2 protein-coding genes are annotated in these 1,003 nt (G+C 40.4%); both read right to left on the reverse strand.

The window, feature by feature from the left end; translation table 11 throughout:
* Positions 1-8 precede the first annotated feature (8 nt).
* Complete coding sequence (locus ACOVQ4_RS02530) at positions 9-479, reverse strand: RES family NAD+ phosphorylase (RefSeq protein WP_421819093.1); 471 nt, start codon at positions 477-479, stop codon at positions 9-11.
* A partial coding sequence (parS, locus tag ACOVQ4_RS02535; RefSeq protein WP_421819094.1) for a type II toxin-antitoxin system Xre/ParS family antitoxin occupies positions 479-1,003 on the reverse strand: 525 nt, incomplete at its 5' end. The genes parS and ACOVQ4_RS02530, both read right to left, overlap by 1 nt.

The raw sequence follows: 1,003 nt of genomic DNA on the forward strand, positions 1-1,003 counted from the left end.
CTAAGTCACTATTCTCCTCTCAGTCGTTTATCAAAGGCAAGCTTTTGCGTTGAAATTACTTTGATTTTGGCAGCTTCAGGGTGATTAGGATTGATCAGGTAATTATATTCTGGTGGAACAATGCTACTTGGTACTTTGAGTACAGCGGCACTATTGCTTCTAACAAAATCGTCGCCTATGTATTGGGTTTCTAACGAGGGTGGTTTTGCGTCCCACTGTTCAGGCAAATCTTCATTGGCTAATTCTAAAATAGTTATATCGTCGGGAATGTCTATTTCTACATAATACCGATCATTGGGTAAATCCTCACTCAAATCGAGGTGTACGGCTACTTCGAGCATGGCTAATGCGCGAGTAGCGGCGGTATAAACCAAATAGGTATTTTGACTATTCCAACGAAAACCTTTACTAAGCGCTGCCCCAATCCCCTGTAGCGTGGTGGACAGATACTTTTCTCGTTCGATTCTATAAACTTTCATTAAGCTAAATTTCCGTATTCAAGTCGGTTGAGGCAATTCATTACTTCCTGAATACCTGTGGTAGAGTCTAGTAAACTTTCGGGGGTAACGCCACCAAGCGCAATATTACTTTTCTTGAGCCATCGCTGAAACTTGTCTTCTTCTTGATTAAATACCTCAATGCCATAATCAAGCAGTTCGATAGTTAACAAAACAATTTCGCTATCGCGACCTGTCAGGAGTGCTTGCTCTCGTTTTTTCTTATTGTAGGTAGTTTGAGGCATATCAATCAACTGCAAAATATCTTTGACAGAGGTATTGATGCGCTGACTCAATACTTCGATGGCTTCATAAGGAATTCCTTTACGAAGAATATTCAAACGTTCCATGCTTGAACTCCATGTGTAGGTATGCGTGGGGGTTACCAATGTTGACCCAAAGGTGACTTTCTTCTGTTCACGAGCACGTTTAATGCTGAGTTTTGGGTCAAAACGTCCTGTTTTTATGCTTGACTTTTCCATAGTTATAACATATTTGTTACTAAT

Source organism: Flectobacillus sp., assembly GCF_049240685.1.
GTDB lineage: Bacteria > Bacteroidota > Bacteroidia > Cytophagales > Spirosomataceae > Flectobacillus.